Raw genomic sequence first — 17,648 nt, 5'->3', positions numbered from 1 at the left:
TCACTTTCCTCTCGATCACCGCTCCGTCTCGATGACGAGCAGTGTCGATCATGGGCTGGACGGTTCTGAGAGCTATGTCGCACTCTAGGGGCGGAAAGTTACTGGCGGCAACGAGTTACCTGGTCACGGCGCGTGTTCGTCCTCGACGACGGCGGCCAGCTTCCGCTCGAGAGCGGCGAGTTGCGATCGTGCATCCATCGCGCGATCGATGACGTGCACGTGCAGTACGTCGCCGTCCAGATCTGCCGACAACGTGCCCGGCATCAGGGCGTTGAGGTCGGCGAACACGACGCGGCTCAGTCTGCCCCGCAGCGAGATCCGGTACTCGATCATGATCGGGTCGGTATCCACCGGCCTGGCGAAGGCACGGCGGCTGACGTCGATGCCGCTGCGCATCGACTGCCACAGGAACCAGGCGACCATCGTCACCGTGGCGGGAATCCGCCGAATCCACCCCTGCGGGACGACGACCGGCGGGAGCAATACCAGGCTCACGGCGACGGCGAGCGGAACCGCGACGATCGCGTACCGCATCATCGACGCATCGCCCTCGGCGAGTACCCACCACAGGACGGTGAATCCCAGCAGCCGGATGCCCACCGACACCACCCTGCGCCGGATCATGACGCGCCCACCAGGATCACCACGGCCACCAGTGTCGTGACCGCCAGGACCGCGACGCCGGAGGCGACCCACCGCGACAGTCGTGTCTCCGCCGCGTCGCCCGCCGAGAACGGGAGTCGTTCGGCCACGGACACGGCGGAGCGGGTCGCGCGTGCATTCGCGTGTGAGAGCGCGTCCGCGCCCCGCTCCAGCGTCCGGCCGAGCCGACGCGCCATCGCCTCCTCCGGCACCACCAGGTCGCCCGGCGGCAGGATGCGCCCGTCGGGATGTGCGAGCCAGGCGGGGAGGAAGTCCCGGCTCGAGAGCCACCATCCGGCCGCAGCCAACCCGATCCCGAGCAGGATGGGCCAGGTCGCATCCCAGAAGGTGACGGCGTCGAGGCCGGGTACCGAGAGGACCGATGCCCACTGTCCGGCCAGATACCAGGTGAACACCGTCCCACCGACGATGAGGACCGACCAGGACACGATGGCACCGTCGACGCCCCAGGCGCGATCGCGCGATCCGGTGATCAGCAGCCACCCTGCTCGGGCGAGCAGCAGTGTCGACACCGTTCCGACGAGCGGGAGGAGCTCGGCAAGGCCGATGCCGAGCACGGTGGACGTCGATATCGCTTCCTTGGCGGCATATTTCGCCACCGCACCGCTGCCGAGTGGCGCACCGGCCACCGCGAGAGCGAGGAGACCGAGGCCGATCAGCACCCACCAGCGCACCCAGCCCTCGCCGTGGGTGCGCCACACCGTGACGCCGAGGAACAGCCCGCCCTTGGCCATGCCGTGGTGGACGGCGTAGACGACCGCGGCGAGTGTGCACGCCTCGGTGAGCTCCGGTGTCGCGAGCGCCGTGCCGACGAGCACGGCCAGGAACCCCATCTGGCTGATGCTGCTGTAGGCGAGGGCCACCTTCGCATCGTTCTGCAACAGACCCGGCGGCAGGGCGAGAAACGCGCCGATCAAGGCGACCACCACGATGCCCAGGCCCCAGCCGGGCAGCGCGACTTCACCGAGCGGGAGGAACCGGAGCCAGCCCATGAGCCCGGCCTTGATCATGGTGCCGGACAGCACGGCGCTACCGGGCGGAGGCGCGGCCGGGTGGGCGAGCGGCAGCCACACGTGTAGCGGGAAGGTGCCGGCCTTGACACCGAATCCGACGACGAGCAGCGCAATGATCAGTGATCGCTGGTCGGAATGGGCGACGGCGGAGGGCGCGTCGGCGAGCAGGAGGCCGCCGGCGTGGACGGTGAGGACGACCGCGGCGAGCACGGCCACCTCGCTGATCATGGTGAGCACGACGTACACGCGCCCCGCCCGGCGGGCGGCGGCGGTGCGTTCGTGGATGACGAGTCCGTACGCGGACAGGCTCATCACCGCGAACGACAGGTAGAACGTGATGGCGTCGGCGGCGACGAACACCCCGGCGTTGCCGACGAAGCCGATCAGCAGGAACCCGGTGAGGGTCGCGGTGCGGGTGGTGCCCGACGAGTAGACGGCAATCATCGCCGCGCCGTACAGCAACGCGGTGACGAACAGCAGGGGCCGCCCGAGCACGTCCATCGCGAAGTGCGTGCCCAACAGCATCCACGGTAGTTCGAACGGGCCCACCCGGTCGGGGCCGAGCAATGCCAGTGCGGCGGTGGGGATCACCGCCAGTGGCGCGGTCCGCACGAGCTGGATCTTCGCGTAGACCGCCCGCGGACGCCGGGACGGCGCGAGCAGGCACAGCGCGAAGACGAACCCGAGTGGGACGAACACACTGCTCGCCCACAGCACCGTCGACCACGAGGCGTTCACAGGCCGTAGCTCCTCTCGACTATCACCCGAGCCATGTCGAGCGGCGAGTAGGGCAGTCCGGCGAAGATGCCGACCGCCAGGGACGCCGCGGCGGTGACGAGGGTGGGGATCAGCAGCGGCAGCGGGGCCTCGACGCGCTTGCGGTACCGGGATTTCGGGGTGTTCCAGCCGGCGTCGTCGTCCGGGGCGCACCACCACATGCGATAGACGACGGGCAGGAAGTACGCGGCGTTGAGCAGGCTGCTGACGACGAGCACCCACAGCACCCACTCGACCTCGCCGTCGACGGCACCGAGCCCGAGATACCACTTGGAGACGAAGCCGGCGACGGGTGGGATGCCGATCATGCCCAGTACCGCGACGGTGAACGAGGCGCAGGTCAGTGGCATCCGTCGTCCGATCCCGTTCATCCGGCTGATGCGGGTGATGCCGAGGTTCTCGGCGATCAGTCCCGCGCAGAAGAACATGGTGATCTTCATGATGCCCTGGTTGACGATGTGGGCGACGGCACCGGTGGTGGCGAGGATGCTCACGATCGAGGCACCGAGCGTCACGTACGCCACCTGGCTCACCGTGGAGTAGGCGAGCCGCGCCTTGAGTTCGTCCTGGCGCAGGGCCATGAGCGATCCGTAGATGATCGTGACGGAGGCGAGCACGGTGAGCGGCATCAGCACGCCGAGTTCGTCGGCCACCCACACCCCGAAGACCTCGTCGATGAGCAGGACGATGCCGAAGACACCCGCCTTGACGACGGCGACGGCGTGGAGCAACGCGCTGACCGGGGCAGGGGCGACCATCGCCCGGGGCAGCCAGCCGTGCACGGGAAAGAGCGCGGCCTTGACGGACAGCCCGGCGAGGATCGTCACGAAGATCGCGGTGGCGATGCCGGGCCGGTCCCGCGCGAGCTCGGCGACGGCGGGACTGCCCGACTCGGAGAACTCGACCGGCCCGACGAGCACGGTGAGCCAGACGATCCCGGCGAGCAGCACCACACCACCGGTCAGCGTGTAGACGAGGTAGGTCCGGGCGCCGCGCAGCGCCTTGTCGGTCTGGTTGTGCGCGACGAGTGGATAGGTGGCGAGGGTGAGCAGCTCGTAGAAGATGATGAACGTGATCAGGTTGCCCGACAGGGCGATACCCGCGGTCGCGGTCACACAGAGGCTGAAGAACCCGAAGAAGCGGCTCCGGTTCTGTCCCTGTTCCAGGTAGCCGACGGCGTAGATCGTGGTGAGCAGCCACAGGAAGGCGGACAGTCCGAGGAAGTACATGGCGAACGGCTCCGCGCGCAGCACGATATCGATGCCCGGTACGAAACTCGTTCGCCATTCGGATCTCTCGCCGGCCACGACGCTCGGCACCAGGGCGATGACGAGGACGACCTTGGCGACCGCACCGGTGAGGTTGAGGGTGGTGCGCGCGACGACGCGGTCCTCGCGGAGGAAGAAGATCAGGGCACCGGGAATCAGCGACGTGAGGACGATGACGAGCGGGAGCAGGCCGGTGTCGACGGGCACCTCGAGGACGTCGTTCACAGCGGCACCTCCCACGGGGTACCCACGTCGAGGAGTTCGAGGATCTCGATCGAGTGCAGACCGAGGACGAACGCCAGCAACGCGAGAACGAACGTCGTCCACTGCATCCGGGCGGGTATCGGAACCGGCGCGACGGTGTCCCACCGTGGTTCGGCGGAATCGATCGGTTCCGTGTGGATCATCACCCACAGGGCCTTGGCCGTGTAGGCGAACGTGAGGAGCCCACCGACCAGCAGAACCGGGATCCACCACCACTGGCCGGATTCGAGGGACGCCCACAGCAGTTGCCACTTGCCGACGAAGGCGAACGTGGGGGGCAGTCCCGCCAGGCACACCCCGGCGAGACCGAACGCGATGACGGCGACGGGATGGGTCCCGACGGCACCGCGCAGGTCGGTGAGCGCGTCGGACCCGTAGGCGGATTTGAGTGTTCCGGCGCCGAGGAACATCGCGGCCTTCGCGAGTCCGTGGGCGAGCACGAGGACCAGTGCACCCTGCCAGGCCAGTCGGGCGGCCTCGATCGCCTCCGGTGTGGCGTCCGCGCGCAGGCCCGGTGTCGCCAGCGGGAAGATCAGGAAGAACGAACCGACCTGCGCGACGGTGGAATAGGCGACCAGTCGCTTGAGATGCGTCTGGCGCAGGGCGAGGAAGCTGCCCCACAGGACGGCGGCGACTCCGACGGCCCCGAGCAGTTGTCCGAGGGCCTCGGTGGCGTCGTCGCCTGCGAGCCCCGTCCACATCCGGATCAGCACGTACAGCGAGGCCTTGATGACCAGCGCCGACATGAGTGGACTGACCGCGGACGGAGCACCGGCGTGTGCGGGCGGAAGCCAGGTGTGCATCGGGAACAACGCCGTCTTCAGGCCGAGCCCGACGATCGCGAGACCGAGCACGGTGAGCAGGACCGGCCCGGAGGGCAGCGCGCCCGTCGCGTCGTCCAGAGCCAGAGTGCCGGTGCGGGCGTAGACGAGGGCGACGACCACGAGGAAGGCGAGGGAACCGAGTACGGCGACGAACAGGTACCGCAAGGCGGGGCGGAGCGCGTCGTCACCACCGAGGGCGACGAGGGCGACCGCCGCGATGGTCACCAGTTCGAGAGCCACGTAGGTGTTGAACAGGTCGCCCGAGACGAACACGGCGTTGAGACCGGCGAGCAGGAACAGCCACAGCGGCCAGAACCATCGATTGCCGGCCACCGCCTCGGATGCGGTGGCGAAGACGCACACGACGGTGCCGACCAGACCGGTCAACAGCAGCATGGCCGCGGCGAGACCGTCGACGCGCAGTCCGATCCCGATCGGTACGTCCCATCCACCCAGGACCAGGCTGACGGGCCCGTCCTGCCACACGGCGACGGCGAGGAGTACGGCGAGCGCGGCGACGGCCGCCGTCCACGCGGTGCCCAGGACGCGGGCCACCCGGGCCGGGGTCAGAGCGGTGACGACGACGCCCACCAGTGGCAGCAGGACCAGGACGGGGATCAGTTCGGTCATCGCCCCGCACCCCACTCGTCGGGGGCGTCGTCGCGGCCTCCGCCGGAAGTGCCATCGGATCCGGGTGCCGACTCGGCCCGCTCGATGGTGCGGACGAGGACGAGGGCGAGCCCGGTGACGCTGACGGTGATGACGATTCCCGTGAGCACCAGCGCGTGGAGCACCGGATCCGGTTCCGTATCCGGGTCGTACGCAGCCAGGCCCACCAGGATCAGGAGGGTGCCGATGCCGGAGACGTTGAGGGCGACGATGCGGCGGACGAGATCCTCGGTGAGCAGCAATCTCGTCGCTCCGAGGACGAACAGCAGCGCACCGATCACCATGAACCACTCGGGCACCACGAGCCAGTCGGCGCGCATCATCGTCCGACGCCTTCGGGTGCGTCCGGCCGGCCGGCCACGAACAGCGCGCTCAGTCCCACCCCGATCCCGACGGTGAGGGCCGCCTCGAGCGAGAGGATCACCGTCCCCGCCCAGGGCTCGTCCATGGCGAGCCACCCGGCGCCGAGTACGAACGTGCCCACGGCCACCGCGAGGAACGCCGCCAGGCCGAACACGGCGCCGGGCCGGAGCCAGCGTCCGGTGGGTACCCACCGGGAGTAGCCGCCGAGATACAGGAGGATCAGGACACCGGTGAGGAGCGCGCCCGCCTGGAAGGCCCCGCCCGGGCGGGTGGAACCGGCGACGAGGACCCAGCATCCGACGAGCAGGACCATCGGGGTCGCCAGTTGCACGAAGACCCGCAGCACCGGTCGGGTGTCCTCCTCCGCCTCGACCCGCGAGAGGACGCCGCCACGGTGCAACGAGATCGCGGCGACCGCCGCCGCTGCGAGAACGCCGATCTCGAGGAGAGTGTCGTAGGCGCGCATGTCCAGCAGGATCGCCGTGATCGGATGCGACACCGCGGTGTCGTCGACGGCGGTGCCCGCGAGGACGCCCAGCCGGTCGGGCACGGTGGCACCGCCGCGTGCCGCATCGAGGAGTGCCGAGGCGACGAAGAACGTGATCGCACCCCCGACAGCGGCTTCGAGCACACCGAGTCGCCACACCTGTCGAGAAGGCTGGCGGGTGGCGCGCGGCCGTTCGGTCACCGCGGCGACGAGCAGGGCCCCGGTCACCCCGGATGCGAGCGCGGCCTCCGCGATCGCGATGTCCGGCGCACCCAGGCGTGCCCACACCACCGCGATCAACAGGCCGAGAACGAGGAACATCATCACCGCTGCGTCGCGCCGGGGCAGGTACAGCGCGGCGAGTGCGGCGAGTAGCACCGAGATACCGAGGACGAGGTCGATCATGCGCCGTCCTCCCGGGAGCGGGCGCGGCTCGCGAGCAGGGCCTCGTTGGTCGCGGTGGCGAACATGGCGAGAAACCAGATCAGGAGCAGCTTGCCGACGACCGCGACGGAGTCGGCCTGGGCCATCAGCCCGAGGAGGATCAACCCGATACCGAAGTTGTCCGCCTTGACCAAGGCGTGCAGCCGGGTGACCGGATCGGGAAAGCGGATCAGACCCACGGTCCCCGCGGTGAAGAAGGCGAGGCCACCGATGATCAGGACGACCGTGACGACGTCGGCGATCACGAGCGCCGCCTCTCGCCCGTCACGACTGCTGCCTTCGGCCGACGGTCCACACGACGACGATGAGGGACGACAGTGCGACGACGGCGAGCGCCGCATCGCGGAGCGCGGGCATGTCCATCAGTTCGGCGAGAACGCCGAGTACGGCGGCACCGGTGGTGGAGAGCAGGAGCAGGGTGATCAATCGGTCGCTGGACGAATTGCCCCGCACGATGCGGTACGACGCGACGACGAAATTGACCAGCAGGACCAACGCTGCTGCGGCGAGGAAGGCGTCAATTGCGCATCAACTCCTGTCGGTGCGGGGTGTGTCGAGTCTAGAGGGGAGTGCTCGGATCGGCCTCCGGAAACGAGAGGGGCGGCGTGTCCGAAATGCCGGAAGGCGCGCACCGGCACTGGTGAGTGCTGGTGCGCGCCTTCGGGGAAAGGTGCGGCTGTCTGCTACCGGCTGGTGAACGGCAGGAGCGCCATCTCGCGGGCGTTCTTCACCGCGGTGGCGACCTGGCGCTGCTGCTGCGGGGTCAGGCCCGTGACGCGGCGGCTGCGGATCTTGCCGCGGTCCGAGATGAACGTGCGCAGGAGGTTGATGTCCTTGTAGTCGACACGGTCGATCTTCGCCGCGAAAAGCGGGTTCTTCTTCGGCTTGCGGCCCTCGACGGGACGCGCCTTCTTCGAGGTGGACCTCTTGACTGCCATCAAACTTCCTTTACCAGCTCGACTTGTGGACGCCTGGCAGCTCTCCCCGGTGGGCCATCTCGCGCACACGCACGCGAGAGAGCCCGAACTTCCGGAGGTGGCCGCGCGGACGTCCATCCGCAGCGTCTCGATTACGCAATCGTACCGGACTCGCATCGCGCGGCAGACGCTGCAGTGCCGCCTGTGCTCGCGCGCGATCCTCGGGGCTCGTCGTGGGCTTGCGAATGATCTCCTTGAGCTCCGCTCGTTGCTCGGCGTAGCGGGCCACGACGACCTTGCGTTGCTCGTTCTTCGCGATCTTGGACTTCTTGGCCATGTCTCTACTTCTCCTCGCGGAAGTCCACGTGCCGGCGAACCACCGGGTCGTACTTCTTCAGCACCAGTCGGTCCGGGTCGTTGCGACGGTTCTTGCGGGTCACGTAGGTGTACCCGGTCCCGGCGGTCGACCGGAGCTTGACGATGGGGCGCAATTCGTTGCGTGCCACGGCTCAGACCTTCTCTCCGCGCGCCCGGATCCGCGCGACGACGGCTTCGATGCCGTCCCGGTCGACGGTCTTGATGCCCTTCGCGGACAGGGTGAGCGTGATCCGTCGTCCCTCGCTGGGGAGCAGGTACGTCTTCTTCTGGATGTTCGGGTTCCAGCGCCGGTTGGTGCGCTTGTGTGAGTGCGAGACGGATTTGCCGAATCCCGGCCGGCGGCCGGTCACCTGGCAGTGCGCTGACATGTGTATCCCCTTCCCGGCCCGGTCGTCGGCGGAGGTTCCACCTACACATAACGACAATCGTTTTCGACAAAGCCGACGTGTCAATGTAACGTCTCCATTCAGTAATGACAACCATTGTCGAAAGGTGGATCGTGAGTGGACACGCCGACACCCGCACCCCGCTGGTCCTGATCGCCGGGTGGAGTGGCGACACCGGCGGGGCCGCGACCTCACTCCTGACCCCGGGCACGGCCGTCGTGCACCACGACCTCGGTCGGCTCGGGGAAGGGATCGTCGTGCGCACACTGCGCACGATCGAGGACGGAAGACCGGTCTCGCGGACGGAGATCCTCGAGCTCGCGCACGGTTGCGTCTCGTGCACCCTGCGCGAGGACGTGCTGCCGCTGCTCGCCCGGCTCCATCAGCGCAGTTCGGTCCGGCGCATCGTCCTGCAGATGGATCCCGAACTCGAACCGGAAGCGCTCAGCTGGGCGATCCGGCACGTCGTCGTCGCCGACGTCACCGGTCGGGTGGACGGCCCGGTGGAGCGCGACGTGCGGATCGAGGCGGTCGTCACGTGCCTCGACGCAGCGACGTGGCTCGCCGACGCCACCGGCGGTGACGACATCGACGACGACCGCACGGTCGCGCAGATCGTGGTGGGGCAGGTCGCGTTCGCGGACGCCCTCGTCGCGAACGGCGTCGCCGGGGACGGCTGGGAACAGGCGAAGTTGCATGCGGTGCTCACCCGGCTCGCGCCAGGGGCTCCCGTCGTCTGGGGGGATACGCCCGATGTGGAGAAGCTGCTGAACCGGATCCCGCCGACCTCGCGGCGCGGGGAGATCTCCGGCGCCTTCGATCCCCTGTTGCGGGGGCAACCACCGTTGACCAACGATTTCGGCGTCGCGCTCGTCGAGTTCACGGCCGAACGCCCGTTCCATCCGGGTCGCCTGCACGAGGCGATCGACGTCCTGCTCGACGGGGTCGTCAGTGCCCGCGGACGGGTGTGGGTCGCGACGCAGCCCGATGCGGCGTTGTGGCTGGAATCGGCAGGTGAGGGGCTGCGGGTCGAGAGCGCCGACCGCTGGCTCGCCGCGATGACACCGGAGGAACAGGACCGGCAGCCCACCGCTCGGCGGGCACTGGCCGCGCTCGGCTGGACCGAGAGGTTCGGCGACCGGCACACGTCGATGGTGGTGCTGGTGCATGCCGCCGACCCGACCGAGATCGACCGGGCCCTGCAGTGGGCCTTGGTCACCGACGAGGAGTGGGCGGACGAGGCCGGGTGGGCCGACTGGGAGGACCCGTTCGGCCGGTTCCACGCCGACCCGTGCGAGTCCGTGGACTCGCCGTACTCGCCGAGCGAGCTCACTCGCGGCGAGAGCGACCGCAAGGGCACAGAATGAGAAAGGTCGGACAATGAAGAAGAGCATCGGTCACCCGGACTACCATCCGGTGGTGTTCAAGGACGGCAGCACCGGGAAGGCGTTCCTCACCCGGTCGACGATCACCAGTGATCGCACCGTCGAGTGGACGGACGGAAACACGTACCCGTTGGTCGTCGTCGACGTGACGAGTGACTCGCATCCGTTCTGGACCGGAGCGCACCGTCTGGTCGACACGGCCGGACGGGTGGAGAAGTTCGAGCGCCGCTACGGCAGGAGAGTCGCGCCGCCGCGGCGCGACACGCAGGGAGGACAGTGACATGGCAGTACCCAAGAGGCGGATGTCGAGGTCGAACACCCGCAGCAGGCGTTCCCAGTGGAAGGCCACCGCGCCGGATCTCGTGGAGGTCAAGGTCGGTGGTGCCTCCTACCGGGTGCCGCGCCGGTTGGTGAAGGCCGTCCGGCTGGGACTGGTGGATCCCGACGAGCTGTGAGTCGCGGCGTCCGCCGCACTCTCGCGTAGTTCGGGCTCTCGCAGCCGGCCGAGTCGCGACCGGACGCGCCGGGTCCGTGCGAGGCTGAGCAGGTGCTGCTGAGAATCCTCGAGCTGGTGGGTATCGCGGCATTCGCGGCCTCCGGCGCTCTCGTGGGAGTGACGAAGCGGCTCGACATCTTCGGCGTGTGCGTCGTCGGCGTCTTCACCGGGGTCGGCGGCGGCATCGTCCGTGACGTCCTGCTCGGCATCCATCCACCCACCGCGCTGGGAAGCTGGCCCATCCTCGGCACCGCGTTCGGGATCTCGCTGCTGGTGTTCTACGTGCACTTCGCGGTGCACCGGCTCCGCCGCGAGATCCTGGTCCTCGACGCGGTGGGGATGGGCCTGTTCGCCAGCACCGGTGCGGTCATCGCCCTCGACCACGGTGCGGGCCCGCTGGCATCCTGTCTGATCGGCGGCACCGCGGCCATCGGCGGCGGAGTGCTCCGCGACGTTCTCGTCAACGAGGTGCCGTTGCTGCTGCAGAAGGATCTGTACGCCGTTCCGGCGTTGATCGCTGCCGCACTGGTGGTGGCGGTGTCCGAATCGGGAGCACCGAACAACATCGCGCTCGTCGTCGGCACCGTGTTCGCCACGACGTTGCGGCTGCTCGCGCTGTGGCGGCACTGGAGTCTGCCGGGGCCGCGGATTCCGGAATGACCCCACGGCCCTTCTCGGGCACCGCCCTTCTCAGACACATCTCAGTCGGAGCAGCCACACTGTCGGGTATGCGTATCTTGGTGGTCGACGACGACCGGGCCGTCCGCGAGTCCCTCCGACGTTCGCTCAGCTTCAACGGCTACACGGTCGAACTGGCCGTCGACGGGCTCGATGCGCTCGAGCAGATCGCCGCGTCCCGGCCGGACGCTCTGGTCCTCGACGTCATGATGCCGCGCCTCGACGGCCTCGAGGTGTGCCGGCGGCTGCGCAGCACCGGCGACGACCTGCCGATCCTCGTCCTCACCGCACGCGACTCGGTGTCCGAGCGGGTCGCCGGGCTCGATGCCGGTGCGGACGACTATCTGCCCAAGCCCTTCGCGCTGGAAGAACTGCTGGCCCGGCTGCGGGCACTGCTGCGTCGTGCCGGGCCGGATCCGGACGAGGATTCGGAAGCGCTCGTCTTCGAGGACCTCACCCTCGACCCGGTCACCCGTGAAGTCACCCGCGGCGAACGTCCCATCAGTCTCACGCGTACCGAGTTCTCCCTGCTGGAGATGCTCATGGCCAACCCTCGGCGAGTGCTGACCCGTAGCCGGATCCTCGAGGAGGTGTGGGGCTACGACTTCCCGACCTCGGGCAACGCCCTGGAGGTGTACGTCGGATATCTGCGGCGCAAGACCGAGGCCGACGGCGAACCACGGCTGATCCACACCGTCCGCGGCGTCGGCTACGTGCTGCGGGAGACGCCTCCGTGATGGCCGGCCCCTTCCACCGCGGCGGTGCAGCGAACGGCAGGAACGCTCCGGCGAACCCGCCCGCCCACTTCCCGTCGCCACCGGGCCCGCAGGTGCCGGGTCTGCCACCGCCGGCCCCCATGCGTCCGATCCACGAGATGCGCCCGCCCATGCCGTTGACACGGACGATCTCGCTGCGCTGGCGGGTGACACTGCTCGCCGCGTCGGTGGTGGCGATCGCGGTGGCGGTGATGGCGATCGCCGCGTACGCGGTCGTCTCGCGGGCCCTGTACGCCGACGTCGACAACCAACTGCGCAACCGGGCGTCGTCCCTGATCGACAGCAATCTGGTGACGTTCGATCCGCGCTACGTCGCCGGGGCGACGCTGTACACGACGGATGTCAGTGTGGCACTGATCTTCCCGAATCTGGACACCTATGCTCCTCCCGGGTCGACGGTCCCGATCGGCGATCCGGAGCTGGCGGTGGCTCGCGGCGAGCTGCCCAGTTCGCTGCGTACCGTCGAGGGCCGCAGGGTGCTCGCCGAACGCACGCACGACGGCAGCACCCTCGTCATCGCGCAACGTCTCGCACCGACCGGGGCCGTGCTGGACCGGCTGGCCTGGGTGCTCTTCGTCGTCGGCGGCTGGGGGGTGGTGCTCGCCGCGGCCGCGGGTACCACGGTGGGGCGGACCGGGCTGCGTCCCGTCGCGCGGCTGACGGCCGCCGCCGAGCGGGTTGCCCGTACCGACGACCTGACGCCGATCCCGGTCACCGGAAACGACGAGCTGGCCCGCCTCACCGAGAGCTTCAACACGATGCTCCGGGCACTGGCCGAGTCCCGCGAGCGGCAGAGTCGACTCGTCGCGGATGCCGGGCACGAACTCCGCACTCCGCTCACGTCCCTGCGGACGAACATGGAGCTGCTCATCGCCTCCTCGCGCCCCGGTGCCCCGCACGTTCCGGACGAGGACATGGCCGAACTGCGTACCGATGTGATGGCGCAGATTGAGGAACTGTCCACCCTGGTCGGGGACCTGGTGGACCTGGCCCGTGAGGATGCTCCGGAAACCGTGTACGAGCTGGTCGATCTCAGCGAGGTCGTGGAGCGGTCTCTCGAGCGTGCCCGGCGCAGGCGCAACGAGATCGACTTCACCGCGGCGACGGTGCCGTGGTTCGTGTACGGCGACCATTCCGGGCTGTCCCGCGCAGTGCTCAACGTGCTCGACAACGCCGCCAAGTGGAGCCCGCCGGGGGAACAGGTACGCGTGGCGACCCGGCCCCTCGGCAACGGGCTGCTCGAACTCACCGTCGACGATGCCGGACCGGGTATCCCCGAGGAGGACCGCGAGCTGGTGTTCGACCGCTTCTACCGGTCCACCGCGTCCCGGTCGATGCCGGGATCGGGGCTCGGGCTCGCGATCGTCCGCCAGGTCGTCGTCAAGCACGGCGGAACCATCGCCGTCGACGTCTCCGAGCGCGGCGGAGCACTCGTGCGGATCGTGCTGCCGGGGGCCCCCGAGCCACGCTGACGCCCGAGCCGCGCCGACACGGTGCGTCGGGAAACTGTCGGTGAACCGACAGCTGGGTCTCAGGACGCTCTCAGTCCGGCGCGGCATTCTGGGTACAGACGAGAGTGCGACCGGCGTCCGACCGGGTCGCGTGGAGACGAAAGCGAAGCGATGACGGACGAACGTAGCCGAGACGACCACCAGAATCCCCCCACCGAGCAGATGCCTCGGGTTCCCGAGGGGCAGATGCCTCGCGTTCCCGAGGGGCAGATGCCTCGCGTTCCCGAGGGCTATCACCAGCAGCAGCAGTGGCAGCCCGGGTACCCGGCGCCGGGACGGTACGCGGGATCGCCGAATACTTCCGGTTTCGGCCCCTACCCCGGGCAGTTGGGCCAACCCACCGGCGGTGGACCCGGTGGACCCGGTGGACCCGGTGGAACACTGCCCCCGCCGCCCCCGGCGGGCAATGCTCCGCAGGGTGGCCCGGCGCGTGGACGCACCGCCCTGGTGGCGGGGGTCGTCGCTCTCGCGTTGGTCTCCGGCGGTATCGGCGGCTACGTCGGCGGGCTCGCGTCCGGGAGTGGATCGGGGGCGGAGGTGACGAGCTCCCTGAACGCGCCACGCGGCGAAGCCCAGCCCACCGCCAACGCGCCGGAGGGCTCGGTGCAGGCAGTGGCACAGAAGGTGGTGCCCAGCGTGGTGCAGATCGAGGTCGCCGGGCCCCGCGGAGGCGGCGAGGGATCGGGCGTGGTCCTCTCCGGTGACGGGCTGATCCTCACGAACAATCACGTGGTGGGTGCCGCGGCCGACGGTGGCGAGCTGCAGGTCGCGTTCTCCGACGGCACGAAGGCCCCCGCGACGCTGGTCGGTGCCGACCCGGTGTCCGACCTGGCGGTCGTCAAGGCGAGCGGAAAGACGGACCTGACCCCGATCGAACTCGGCACGTCCGCGAACGTCCAGGTGGGTCAGCAGGTGGTGGCGGTCGGTTCGCCGCTCGGTCTGGCGAGCACCGTCACCGAGGGGATCGTCTCGGCCCTGAACCGGCCGGTGTCGACGAGCGGTGAGGCAGGTAACCAGAACACGGTCATCGACGCCTTGCAGACGGACGCCGCGATCAACCCCGGCAACTCCGGTGGTGCGCTGGTGAACATGGACGGCCGGCTGGTCGGCATCAACACCGCGATCGCCACCGTCGGCGGCGGGAGTACCGGTGCACAGAGCGGGTCGATCGGGCTCGGCTTCGCGATCCCCGTCGACCAGGCCTCCCGGATCGCGAACGAGCTGATCGAGACCGGTAAGGCGACCCAGGCGATCATCGGCGTCCAGGTTCCCAACCGGGACAACGCCAACGGTGCCACCGTCGTCGAGGTCACGCCCGGGAGCCCCGCGGAGAGGGCGGGCATCCCGAAGGGGTCCGTGATCACCAAGGTCGACGACCGCACCATCGACAGCGGTGATTCGCTGATCGCGACGATCCGGTCCCACGCACCCGGGGAGAACGTCTCGGTGACGTACACGGACACGAACGGGAACAACCCGAAGACGGTGGACGTCACCCTCGGAACCGCCGAGAGCCAGGGAGGACGCTGATGGATCTCCACACGGTCGATCGATCGGGAGCACAGACGGAATCTGTCGGGGTGCTACCGGCTACGGTAGGGATCATGGAGATTGAAGCCGCGACTGCCGGACGTGCCCTGGTCGTGATCGTCGACGATCGCCCCGACACCGACTCGATCGGTCAGCTCGTCACCGAACTGCTGGGTGAGGCGGGGTTCCTCGTCGACGGCATCGTCGCCGTCGCCGCGGACGAGGTCGCGATCCGGAACACGTTGAACACGGCGGTGATCGGCGGAGTGGATCTCGTGGTCTCGGTGGGTGGCACGGGTGTCTCCGCTCGTGACGTCACGCCCGACGTCACCGCCGAGATCCTGGACCGGGAGATCCCGGGAATCTCGGAGGCGCTGCGCTCGTCGGGGCTGTCGGCGGGTTCGCTCGATGCGGGTCTGTCCCGAGGGCTCGCCGGTGTCTCGGGCAGCACACTCGTGGTCAATCTCGCTTCGTCCCGGCCCGCCGTGCGCGACGGAATGGCGACACTGACCCTGCTCGCCAGCCACGTGATCGCCGAACTCTCCGGCCTGGAGGGCTGACCGATACCGGAGCCGACCCCCGCACCGCACTCAGCGGACACCGATCCGGAGGAGAAGAGCCGGGCCCGAATCGATCGGGCCCGGCTCGCTCGTGTCTTCGGTGACGTCCTGCCGGAGACGACGTCGGACGAGCGTGGCAACGACCGGGAGGCCGGCGACGGCGACGATTGGCTGCGACGGCAGGTTCCTCCACACCACGGGTGAGCTCCCGGAAGCCGCGGTTTCGGTGCTGATTCGGACAATGTCGCGTCATTCGAATATCAGCATACGAAAAGCGCCGAGAGTGCAATTGTTGAGATCCGGATGAATTTTTCTCACGTTCCCCGGAACATTCTGGTGAACAACCGGTATACGGCACTGCTCGCAGGGCCCTGATCTCGGGAAAACCGCTGGTGGCCTCGGGAACTCACCCCTCGGGAACCCCACTGTGTGCCATGTCACCGCAATCGACGTGAATTCTTCAGTTGCCCGATCCTCTACCTCGCCGTTACTGTCCTGCCGGGTCGGTAATCATCCTGTGATCATCGTGAATTCACGCTGCGGTCATCGAGACTGTGAATACTGCGCTGGGCCCGTTACGGACCACTGCCCGGTCAGACCGGCCGGGAAAGAGTTAGACATCCTTTGAGGGGAACGAATGAGCGAGAACCGTAAGTCCGGTCTGCGCCGCTCCGCCCGTATCGCGGGTCTCGGCGCTGCGGCAGCCGTCGGTCTGGGCCTGATGTCCACCGGCGCTGCGCATGCAGACACCTTCGTGCCGCTGCCCGGTGGCGAGCGTGTCGTGAATGCCGGTGATGTGTCCGTGAAGATCGCGCGCAATGCCGAGAGCGCGTTGATCTCTCCGTCGCTGGCGGCCAATGGTGCCGGCCGGGTCGCGTGGGTGACGGGCGACGTGTTCGCCGACGTCCAGGGCGATTTCGAGGAAGCGACGTTGAAGACCGGGTACATCGTGGGCTGCCAGGTGGACATCACCGGTCTCGAGGCCGGGCTGAGCGGCGGCCTGTCGCTGTCCGGTGCGGATCTGTCGGGTTCGCTGAGCCTGCCGATCAAGCCGGGTGAGGTGAAATTCGCGAGCATCAAGAGCAAGAAGCTGAAGGAGCCGGGTGTCGCGGCCATCCAGTACAAGGATGCCGAGATCCAGGTGCAGGGTTGCGGCGGCTACGCCCAGGCCCGCGCCTACACCGTGGTGGAGGTTCCCGGTAACCACTACGTGAAGGGCACGCTGTACGGCCAGCCCTTCAGCATCGGCTGAGAATTGTTGCGTAACAGCATCTTCGACCACGTCCGCGTCAGCGGTCACACTCCCGTCCGCGTCAGCGGCGACACCCCCGGAGGGGAACAATGAACAGCAAGACCCTGCGCCACGGCGCCAAGGCCGCTGCGGTGGTGGGCTCCGCCACCGTCGCGATCGGTCTCTTCTCGACCGGTGCGGCTCATGCCGACACCTTCGTCCCGTTGCAGGACGGTGAGGTCACCCAGACGCTGCTCGACGGCACGGTGGTGACCGTCAAGCAGACCGGGAACACCGCTCTGATCAATCCGTCGCTCGGTTCCACTCCGTTGCACCGCAATGTGTGGGCTTCGGGCACCGTCGACGTCACCCTGTCGGGTGGGTCGGCCAAGGGCGGCACCATCGATGCCGGCTACATCGTGGCCTGCCAGCTGAGCTTCGGTGCCAAGACCGGTGGCGAGGTGGGTGCCGAATCCAAGGAGTGGGGCGACCCCGCGCCCTCTGCTGAGGCTTCCGCGGGTCTCACCATCGGGCCCGGCGAGGCGAAAGCGGTGTCCATTCTCGACATCGAGTACGAGGACAGCTACGGCGCCAAGGCGAACAAGAGCAACTTCAGCTTCACCGGCAACAGCGGTGGCTTCACCTACGCGGACGAGACCTTCGGTGTCTCCGGCTGCGCCGGGTACGCCCAGGCTCGCTCGTACGTGAAGGTCAACGTCTCGACCGATTCGGTCGACGGCAACGTCACCCTGTGGGGACAGCCCTTCAGCCTCGGCTGATCGGATTCGTTACAGGAATGCGGCGAGACGCTCGCCACAACCGAACAATTTCTCCGACGAGGTCGGGGGTGTATGTGACGACGTCACACACCCCCGACCTCGTTCTATGTCGGCCACCGCATGTCACGCCTGGGCAACGGGATCTCTCACCGCAAAGGAATGTGCAACGTAGGGGTAACATTCAGATGTTGTTTCAGCTAACTTGTTCCCCATCACAGGGTAGAACTCCCGCCCCGAAGGTCGGGGCGA

The 17,648-nt window shown here is 68.4% G+C and carries 22 protein-coding genes; 10 read left to right on the top strand and 12 right to left on the bottom strand.

Going from position 1 to position 17,648, the window contains the following annotated elements; translation table 11 throughout:
• Positions 1–123 precede the first annotated feature (123 nt).
• The 12 genes from G4H71_RS05325 to rpmB all read right to left on the bottom strand — a co-directional run bounded on the left by G4H71_RS05325 (position 124) and on the right by rpmB (position 8,435).
• On the bottom strand, positions 124–624 hold the full coding sequence (locus G4H71_RS05325; protein WP_072735961.1) for a Na+/H+ antiporter subunit E: 501 nt from the start codon (positions 622–624) through the stop codon (positions 124–126).
• Complete coding sequence (locus tag G4H71_RS05320; RefSeq protein ID WP_083342789.1) at positions 621–2,414, bottom strand: complex I subunit 5 family protein; 1,794 nt, start codon at positions 2,412–2,414, stop codon at positions 621–623. The genes G4H71_RS05325 and G4H71_RS05320 overlap by 4 nt, the downstream gene beginning before the upstream one ends.
• A complete protein-coding gene (locus G4H71_RS05315; protein WP_083342847.1) occupies positions 2,411–3,946 on the bottom strand; it encodes a proton-conducting transporter transmembrane domain-containing protein in 1,536 nt (511 codons plus the stop codon). The genes G4H71_RS05320 and G4H71_RS05315 overlap by 4 nt, the downstream gene beginning before the upstream one ends.
• On the bottom strand, positions 3,943–5,439 hold the full coding sequence (locus G4H71_RS05310; protein ID WP_072735960.1) for a complex I subunit 5 family protein: 1,497 nt from the start codon (positions 5,437–5,439) through the stop codon (positions 3,943–3,945). The genes G4H71_RS05315 and G4H71_RS05310 overlap by 4 nt, the downstream gene beginning before the upstream one ends.
• A complete protein-coding gene (locus tag G4H71_RS05305; RefSeq protein WP_083342788.1) occupies positions 5,436–5,801 on the bottom strand; it encodes an NADH-quinone oxidoreductase subunit K in 366 nt (121 codons plus the stop codon). The genes G4H71_RS05310 and G4H71_RS05305 overlap by 4 nt, the downstream gene beginning before the upstream one ends.
• Entirely contained in the window at positions 5,798–6,733 is a 936-nt protein-coding gene (locus tag G4H71_RS05300) for a hydrogenase subunit MbhD domain-containing protein (RefSeq protein ID WP_072735958.1), read from the bottom strand. Before G4H71_RS05300 ends, G4H71_RS05305 begins: the two co-directional genes overlap by 4 nt.
• Positions 6,730–7,017 (bottom strand): cation:proton antiporter, encoded by a 288-nt coding sequence (locus G4H71_RS05295; protein ID WP_072735957.1) that lies wholly within the window; start codon positions 7,015–7,017, stop codon positions 6,730–6,732. The genes G4H71_RS05300 and G4H71_RS05295 overlap by 4 nt, the downstream gene beginning before the upstream one ends.
• A gap of 19 nt (positions 7,018–7,036) precedes the next feature.
• On the bottom strand, positions 7,037–7,267 hold the full coding sequence (locus G4H71_RS05290) for a hypothetical protein (RefSeq protein ID WP_246442558.1): 231 nt from the start codon (positions 7,265–7,267) through the stop codon (positions 7,037–7,039).
• A 188-nt stretch (positions 7,268–7,455) separates the two neighbouring features.
• Positions 7,456–7,710, bottom strand: coding sequence for a 30S ribosomal protein S18 (gene rpsR, locus G4H71_RS05285; protein ID WP_072735955.1), 255 nt, complete (start codon positions 7,708–7,710; stop codon positions 7,456–7,458).
• A gap of 10 nt (positions 7,711–7,720) precedes the next feature.
• On the bottom strand, positions 7,721–8,026 hold the full coding sequence (rpsN, locus tag G4H71_RS05280; RefSeq protein WP_072735954.1) for a 30S ribosomal protein S14: 306 nt from the start codon (positions 8,024–8,026) through the stop codon (positions 7,721–7,723).
• A 4-nt stretch (positions 8,027–8,030) separates the two neighbouring features.
• Complete coding sequence (gene rpmG, locus G4H71_RS05275; RefSeq protein ID WP_072735953.1) at positions 8,031–8,195, bottom strand: 50S ribosomal protein L33; 165 nt, start codon at positions 8,193–8,195, stop codon at positions 8,031–8,033.
• 3 nt (positions 8,196–8,198) lie between these two features.
• Positions 8,199–8,435: a 50S ribosomal protein L28 gene (gene rpmB / locus G4H71_RS05270; RefSeq protein WP_072735952.1), complete on the bottom strand. Its 237-nt coding sequence runs from the start codon at positions 8,433–8,435 to the stop codon at positions 8,199–8,201.
• 104 nt (positions 8,436–8,539) lie between these two features.
• On the opposite strand from rpmB, the gene mrf reads away from it, so the two are divergent.
• The 10 genes from mrf (at position 8,540) to G4H71_RS05220 (ending at position 17,399) form a co-directional block, all read left to right on the top strand.
• On the top strand, positions 8,540–9,820 hold the full coding sequence (gene mrf, locus G4H71_RS05265) for a ribosome hibernation factor-recruiting GTPase MRF (protein ID WP_072735951.1): 1,281 nt from the start codon (positions 8,540–8,542) through the stop codon (positions 9,818–9,820).
• Positions 9,821–9,833: 13 nt separating this feature from the next.
• A complete protein-coding gene (locus G4H71_RS05260; RefSeq protein ID WP_072735950.1) occupies positions 9,834–10,118 on the top strand; it encodes a type B 50S ribosomal protein L31 in 285 nt (94 codons plus the stop codon).
• Position 10,119: 1 nt separating this feature from the next.
• Positions 10,120–10,293, top strand: a complete 174-nt coding sequence (gene rpmF, locus G4H71_RS05255) for a 50S ribosomal protein L32 (RefSeq protein WP_072735949.1) — start codon at positions 10,120–10,122, stop codon at positions 10,291–10,293.
• Between the two features lie 92 nt (positions 10,294–10,385).
• Positions 10,386–10,994, top strand: coding sequence for a trimeric intracellular cation channel family protein (locus tag G4H71_RS05250; protein WP_072735948.1), 609 nt, complete (start codon positions 10,386–10,388; stop codon positions 10,992–10,994).
• A gap of 68 nt (positions 10,995–11,062) precedes the next feature.
• On the top strand, positions 11,063–11,749 hold the full coding sequence (locus G4H71_RS05245) for a response regulator transcription factor (protein WP_072735947.1): 687 nt from the start codon (positions 11,063–11,065) through the stop codon (positions 11,747–11,749).
• Positions 11,749–13,260: a HAMP domain-containing sensor histidine kinase gene (locus tag G4H71_RS05240; RefSeq protein ID WP_072735946.1), complete on the top strand. Its 1,512-nt coding sequence runs from the start codon at positions 11,749–11,751 to the stop codon at positions 13,258–13,260. The genes G4H71_RS05245 and G4H71_RS05240 overlap by 1 nt, the downstream gene beginning before the upstream one ends.
• Positions 13,261–13,410: 150 nt before the next feature.
• Positions 13,411–14,829, top strand: a complete 1,419-nt coding sequence (locus G4H71_RS05235) for a S1C family serine protease (RefSeq protein WP_072735945.1) — start codon at positions 13,411–13,413, stop codon at positions 14,827–14,829.
• 74 nt (positions 14,830–14,903) lie between these two features.
• The gene (locus G4H71_RS05230) at positions 14,904–15,389 is read left to right on the top strand and encodes a MogA/MoaB family molybdenum cofactor biosynthesis protein (protein WP_174561813.1); all 486 of its coding nucleotides are present in this window, start codon (positions 14,904–14,906) and stop codon (positions 15,387–15,389) included.
• 637 nt (positions 15,390–16,026) lie between these two features.
• A complete protein-coding gene (locus G4H71_RS05225) occupies positions 16,027–16,641 on the top strand; it encodes an MspA family porin (protein ID WP_072740410.1) in 615 nt (204 codons plus the stop codon).
• Positions 16,642–16,730: 89 nt separating this feature from the next.
• Positions 16,731–17,399, top strand: a complete 669-nt coding sequence (locus G4H71_RS05220) for an MspA family porin (protein WP_072740406.1) — start codon at positions 16,731–16,733, stop codon at positions 17,397–17,399.
• The last annotated feature ends 249 nt before the right edge of the window (positions 17,400–17,648 follow it).

It is taken from the genome of Rhodococcus triatomae (genome assembly GCF_014217785.1).
Classification (GTDB): domain Bacteria; phylum Actinomycetota; class Actinomycetes; order Mycobacteriales; family Mycobacteriaceae; genus Rhodococcus_F; species Rhodococcus_F triatomae.
This window is presented reverse-complemented; position numbering and strand designations above follow the sequence as displayed.

What these genes read in the sequence shown, in the direction of transcription:
- G4H71_RS05325 (WP_072735961.1), bottom strand. Translation starts at nt 624, where the DNA reads ATGATCCGGCGCAGGGTGGTGTCGGTGGGCATCCGGCTGCTGGGATTC.
- G4H71_RS05310 (WP_072735960.1), bottom strand. Translation starts at nt 5,439, where the DNA reads ATGACCGAACTGATCCCCGTCCTGGTCCTGCTGCCACTGGTGGGCGTC.
- G4H71_RS05305 (WP_083342788.1), bottom strand. Translation starts at nt 5,801, where the DNA reads ATGATGCGCGCCGACTGGCTCGTGGTGCCCGAGTGGTTCATGGTGATC.
- G4H71_RS05300 (WP_072735958.1), bottom strand. Translation starts at nt 6,733, where the DNA reads ATGATCGACCTCGTCCTCGGTATCTCGGTGCTACTCGCCGCACTCGCC.
- rpsR (WP_072735955.1), bottom strand. Translation starts at nt 7,710, where the DNA reads ATGGCAGTCAAGAGGTCCACCTCGAAGAAGGCGCGTCCCGTCGAGGGC.
- rpsN (WP_072735954.1), bottom strand. Translation starts at nt 8,026, where the DNA reads ATGGCCAAGAAGTCCAAGATCGCGAAGAACGAGCAACGCAAGGTCGTC.
- rpmB (WP_072735952.1), bottom strand. Translation starts at nt 8,435, where the DNA reads ATGTCAGCGCACTGCCAGGTGACCGGCCGCCGGCCGGGATTCGGCAAA.
- mrf (WP_072735951.1), top strand. Translation starts at nt 8,540, where the DNA reads ATGACAACCATTGTCGAAAGGTGGATCGTGAGTGGACACGCCGACACC.
- G4H71_RS05260 (WP_072735950.1), top strand. Translation starts at nt 9,834, where the DNA reads ATGAAGAAGAGCATCGGTCACCCGGACTACCATCCGGTGGTGTTCAAG.
- rpmF (WP_072735949.1), top strand. Translation starts at nt 10,120, where the DNA reads ATGGCAGTACCCAAGAGGCGGATGTCGAGGTCGAACACCCGCAGCAGG.
- G4H71_RS05245 (WP_072735947.1), top strand. Translation starts at nt 11,063, where the DNA reads ATGCGTATCTTGGTGGTCGACGACGACCGGGCCGTCCGCGAGTCCCTC.
- G4H71_RS05240 (WP_072735946.1), top strand. Translation starts at nt 11,749, where the DNA reads ATGGCCGGCCCCTTCCACCGCGGCGGTGCAGCGAACGGCAGGAACGCT.
- G4H71_RS05235 (WP_072735945.1), top strand. Translation starts at nt 13,411, where the DNA reads ATGACGGACGAACGTAGCCGAGACGACCACCAGAATCCCCCCACCGAG.
- G4H71_RS05230 (WP_174561813.1), top strand. Translation starts at nt 14,904, where the DNA reads ATGGAGATTGAAGCCGCGACTGCCGGACGTGCCCTGGTCGTGATCGTC.
- G4H71_RS05225 (WP_072740410.1), top strand. Translation starts at nt 16,027, where the DNA reads ATGAGCGAGAACCGTAAGTCCGGTCTGCGCCGCTCCGCCCGTATCGCG.
- G4H71_RS05220 (WP_072740406.1), top strand. Translation starts at nt 16,731, where the DNA reads ATGAACAGCAAGACCCTGCGCCACGGCGCCAAGGCCGCTGCGGTGGTG.